This is a genomic window from Streptomyces sp. NPDC056948 (assembly GCF_042674225.1).
Taxonomy (GTDB): Bacteria; Actinomycetota; Actinomycetes; order Streptomycetales; family Streptomycetaceae; genus Streptomyces; species Streptomyces purpurascens.
The window spans coordinates 1-4581 of sequence record NZ_JBHUQX010000578.1 but is presented as its reverse complement, the minus strand read 5'-3'; the positions used below and the strand labels follow the sequence as shown (position 1 = coordinate 4581).

Genomic DNA, 4581 nt, shown 5'->3' with positions numbered 1-4581 from the left:
GGTCCCCCCCGCCCCGTGGGGGGGGGGGGGGGGGGCGGGCCGGGGGGGGGGGGGGGGGGCGCGGGCGCCGCCCCGGGGGTGTTGGGGTACCACCGCGGGGGGGGGGGGGGGGCCCCCCCCCCCCCCCCGCCGCCGTGGCCGCAGGGTTCCTGACGATCTCGCCGTGCTGGGCTTCGACGGTCTCTCCCTGGGCGAGCTGGTGGACCCCGCCCTGACCACCCTGCACATCGACAAGCGGCAGCTCGGACGGCTGGCCGTGGAGCAGATGGCCCGGCTGTGCGCCGGTGAGGAGCCGCTGCGGGGCGCGGACGCGTGGGTGACGCCCGAACTGGTCGTACGCGAGTCCGCCTGACTCCCCGGGCCGCCGTGCCCGTCGGCAGATCTGGCGTGCAGTTCCCTTGACACCGCTTTTCGGGCGCCCCGATACTCAACGGCAACGCTCACGTGAACGTTCACGAACCCTCAGAAATCCCCATCGCGAGACCGTCGGCCCGACTACCACGCGCCCGCCGACATCGTTGTCTTCGCTTCCTCATCCCGGAAGCCTCCCCCCATTCCCCGTGAGAACGGGCCCGCGGCAGCGCTGTCCCCTGGCCGCGGTACGCCCGGAAAGCGAGTGCGCGCCCATGGAACACCGAACGATGTCCCGCAGACGCTTTCTGGGGGCCTCCCTGGGCGGCGCGGGAGCGGGCCTGCTCGGACTGACCGGATGCGGAACCGAGGCGGGATCGGCCTCCGCCGGCACGGACCACCTCAGCCTCTGGTACTGGAAGGGCTCGCTCAGCGACAAGCTGCTCGCCACCGCCAGGCGCGGCGTCCCCGGCGTGCCGGGGCTGCGGGTGAAGGGCTCCCAGATCCCGGACGGCGACATCGACTCCAAGGTGCGCACAAGTCTCGCCGCCCGCGCCTACGTTCCGGACCTGACGGTCGTCAACAGCGACAACCTCGCCACGTTCTTCCCCGACGAGAACGAGTTCCTCGACCTGCGCACGCTCGGCGCGGAATCCGTCCGCGACCAGTACCTCGACTGGAAGTGGAAGGCCTGCTTCACCCCGACGGGCAGGATGATCGGCTTCCCGCTGGACGCCGGCCCCACCGCGCTCTACTACCGCAGGGACCTCTTCGAGAAGGCCGGACTGCCCCACGAACCGGCGGATGTCGCCGAAGGGGTGCCCACCTGGGAGAAGTTCATCGCCGCCGGACGGACACTGCGGGCGAAGGGGCCGGGCAAGCCCTACCTCGTGAGCAACATCGGCAACGTCTTCCAGCAGGTCCTGCTCCAGAGCCCCAAGCAGTTCGTGGACGCCGACAACCGCTTCATCGGCGACCAGGAGCACGTCCGGCGCGCCTGGGACCTGTCCGTGGACATCCTCCGCCAGGGACTCAGCGCCAGGATCACGGACGGTACGCCTGACTTCAACGCGGCCATGAGCGGGGGCCGGGTCGCCACCATGACCACGGCGGTGTGGGCCATCTTCGGCCTGAAGGAGACAGCGCCGAAGACCTCCGGGGCGTGGCGGCTGACCACCTTGCCGGACGGCCCCTGCAACTACGGCGGCTCCTACGTCACCCTGACCCGCTACTGCCGGGAACCGGAGGCGGCCTTCGCCTTCCTGAAGTGGCTGCTCAGCCCCGCGAACCAGCTCAAGAGCTACCAGGAGATGGCCCTGTTCCCCACCACTCCGGCCTCCTACGCCGACCCGGCGATGCACAAGCCCGACCCCTTCTTCGGCGGTCAGCAGCCCATCGACGTCTTCGGCCCGGCCGCCCAGAAGGCCCCGGTCGTCTACTTCAGCCCCTACGAGGAGACCGCCAACACCCCGTTCTTCCAGGAGCTGACCAATGTGGAGATGCTCGGCAAGAACCCCGACCGGGCGTGGCGGGACGCCGTGAACACGGCCGAGACCACGCTGTCCCGGGTGGGGGTGAGCTGACATGGCCACGGTTCTCGACCCGGCCGGTGCGCCGGCGGCCGACGAGCGGCGGCCTGCCCGCCGTACCAAGTCCACCACCCCGGGCGGACGCAGGCGTCACGTCCCGCCCCTGCTCGCCATCTCCCCGTTCTACGTGCTGTTCGCCGTCTTCGGCGCCTTCCCGATCGTCTTCTCCGTCTATCTGTCCTTCCAGGACTGGGACGGCATCGGAGACATGCGCTTCGTCGGGTTCAAGCAGTACGGCTGGCTGCTTCAGGACTCGGTGTTCTGGCACTCGGTGCTCAACACCTTCGAGATCTGGTTCCTGTCCACGGTGCCGATGCTGTTCCTGGCCCTGGTGCTGGCGTTCCTGCTGCATTCCCAGGTCCGCTTCACCGGTGCCTACCGGGTGGCGTACTTCATCCCCAACGTGACCTCGATGGTCGCCATGACCGTCGTCTTCGGCTCGGTCTTCGCCCAGGCGGGCCTCGCCAACGCGGTGCTGCGGGCGATCGGGGTGGACGGGATCGGCTGGCTGTCCTCGGAGTGGGGCATCAAGTCGTCCGTCTCCCTGATGATCATCTGGCGGTGGGTCGGCTACAACGCGCTGATCTTCCTGGCGGGCCTCCAGGCCATCCCCACCGAGCACTTCGAGGCCGCCCGCGTCGACGGCGCGAACAGTTGGCAGACCCTCTTCAGGGTCGTCCTGCCGCAGCTTCGGCCCGTGGTGCTGTTCGCCGCCGTCACCTCCACCATCAACGGCCTGCAGATCTTCACCGAGTCCCAGGTGCTCTTCCAGTCGAGCGACGTCGGAACCACCGGCGGTCCGGGCCAGGAAGGGATGACCATCGTGCTCTATCTGTGGCAGAAGGCCTTCAAGGAGCACCAGTTCGGCTACGGCGCCGCGATGGGCTGGGTCCTCTTCGCGATCATCGCCGTCTTCACCATCATCAACTGGCGGATGGTCGCCGGCTCGGACGACGACCGCCGTCCCGGCATCGCCGGTCTGCTGCGCCGCAAGGGGGCTCGCAATGGTCGCTGACGACAGGACGACCGGCAGCGCGGGCCTGGCCATCGGCTCCGGCAGCAGGCTCAGCCGTATCGGCGTCCGGGCGACGCTGCTGTTCGGTGTGCTGGTCTCGCTGTTCCCCTTCTACTGGCTGGTGGTGCTGGCCTCCGGCACCACCCAGGACATCTACCAATACCCGCCCAAGCTGCTCCCGGGGCCGCATCTGCTGGACAACATGGGACGGGTGCTCGACACCGTCGACTTCTTCGGCTCGCTGTTCAACACCGTCGTCGTCTCCGTGCTCGGGACCGTGCTGGTGCTGTTCTTCGACTCGCTGGCCGCGTTCGCCTTCGCCAAGTACGAGTTCCCGGCGAAGAAGTTCCTCTTCGGCATGCTGCTGGTGACGTACATGATCCCGGCGCAGCTCTCCCTGGTGCCGCAGTTCGTCACCATGGCCGAGTTCGGCTGGGCGGGCTCGCTGAAGGCGCTGATCATCCCCAGCGCGGCGAACGCGTTCGGCATCTTCTGGATGCGCCAGTACGCCCAGAACTCACTGCCGGACGAGCTGCTGGACGCGGGGCGGATCGACGGGGCCGGCTTCTTCCGCCTCTACTGGACGGTCGCCCTGCCGCTGTTCCGCCCGGCCCTGGCCTTCCTCGGCATCTTCACGTTCATCGGCCTGTGGAACGACTACATCTGGCCCCTGGTCGTCATGATCGACCCGGACAAGGTCACCCTGCAGGTGGCCCTGGCGAATCTCAACGTCCTCTACAACACCGACTACTCCCTGGTGATGGCCGGCGCCTTGATGAGCGTCATCCCGTTGATCCTGGTGTTCCTGATCGGCGCGCGGCACTTCCTGCGGGACCTGGCGGCGGGGGCGATGAAAATGTGAGACGGCGGATGAGGGGCAGGGGACCGGGGCGTTCTCGATAAGGTGCGGAGAGGGTCCCCGGTTCTCGTGAGGAGTGGCTGCGTGGCGCAGGTCAGGCCCATGCGGGCGGATGCTCGGCGTAACTACGAGCGGTTGCTGAAGGCGGCCGTGGCGGCCTTCGCCGAGCATGGGGAGAGCGCGTCGCTCGACGACATCGCGAAGCGGGCCGGGGTCGGCTCCGGCACGCTGTACCGGCACTTCCCGACCCGGCACGCGCTGCTGGAGGCCGCGTACCTCGACCGTATCGAGGCGATCGCGGCCCGCGCCGACGAACTCGCGGCCGGGCTCCCGCCGGGCGAGGCGCTGGTGGAGTGGCTGTACGAACTCGGCACCGGGCTGATCGCGGTGCGCGGCCTCAAGGCCCTGCTGGGCCCGGCGGTCACGGAGACCGGCTCCCCTGTGGGCACGGCCTGCGGTGACTCGGTGAAGGGCGCGGCGGGGCGACTGGTCCGCGCGGCGCAGGAGGAGGGCGCGCTGCGGGGGGATGTCGAGCCGGTCGACATCTTGCGGCTGGTGCATGGGGTCGCGGCGGCGGCGGAGCTGGCGGATGCGGAGTGTGGGTATGTCCGGCGGTATCTGATGCTGTGGGTGGAGGGGCTTCGGCCGAGGGGTGTGTGAGGGGAGGCGGCGGGCACGGCGGTGTCCGGTCGCGGGCCCTCGCGCCGTAGGAGTACGGGAGTTTTGCGGGTGCGGCGGGTGGGTGGCTTGTCGCGCAGTTCCCCGCG

The 4581-nt window shown here is 69.5% G+C and carries 4 protein-coding genes and 1 pseudogene; all 5 read left to right on the top strand.

What is annotated here, in order from left to right; genetic code table 11:
• Nucleotides 1-127: 127 nt before the first annotated feature.
• Nucleotides 128-352 (top strand): annotated as a pseudogene (locus ACFTZL_RS41435) (substrate-binding domain-containing protein); the annotation flags it as partial.
• A gap of 289 nt (nucleotides 353-641) precedes the next feature.
• Entirely contained in the window at nucleotides 642-1934 is a 1293-nt protein-coding gene (locus tag ACFTZL_RS41430; RefSeq protein WP_382594724.1) for an ABC transporter substrate-binding protein, read from the top strand.
• Nucleotide 1935: 1 nt separating this feature from the next.
• Nucleotides 1936-2955 carry a carbohydrate ABC transporter permease gene (locus ACFTZL_RS41425; protein ID WP_382594721.1) on the top strand — a complete coding sequence of 340 codons (1020 nt, stop codon included), beginning with the start codon at nucleotides 1936-1938 and terminating at the stop codon, nucleotides 2953-2955.
• The gene (locus ACFTZL_RS41420) at nucleotides 2945-3817 is read left to right on the top strand and encodes a carbohydrate ABC transporter permease (protein WP_382594719.1); all 873 of its coding nucleotides are present in this window, start codon (nucleotides 2945-2947) and stop codon (nucleotides 3815-3817) included. Before ACFTZL_RS41425 ends, ACFTZL_RS41420 begins: the two co-directional genes overlap by 11 nt.
• A gap of 81 nt (nucleotides 3818-3898) precedes the next feature.
• Nucleotides 3899-4474, top strand: coding sequence for a TetR/AcrR family transcriptional regulator (locus ACFTZL_RS41415; protein ID WP_382594716.1), 576 nt, complete (start codon nucleotides 3899-3901; stop codon nucleotides 4472-4474).
• Nucleotides 4475-4581: the final 107 nt, after the last annotated feature.

Bases quoted from the DNA above. Each gene is read 5' to 3' on its own strand.
- ACFTZL_RS41420 (WP_382594719.1), top strand. From the start codon at position 2,945: ATGGTCGCTGACGACAGGACGACCGGCAGCGCGGGCCTGGCCATCGGC.
- ACFTZL_RS41430 (WP_382594724.1), top strand. From the start codon at position 642: ATGTCCCGCAGACGCTTTCTGGGGGCCTCCCTGGGCGGCGCGGGAGCG.
- ACFTZL_RS41425 (WP_382594721.1), top strand. From the start codon at position 1,936: ATGGCCACGGTTCTCGACCCGGCCGGTGCGCCGGCGGCCGACGAGCGG.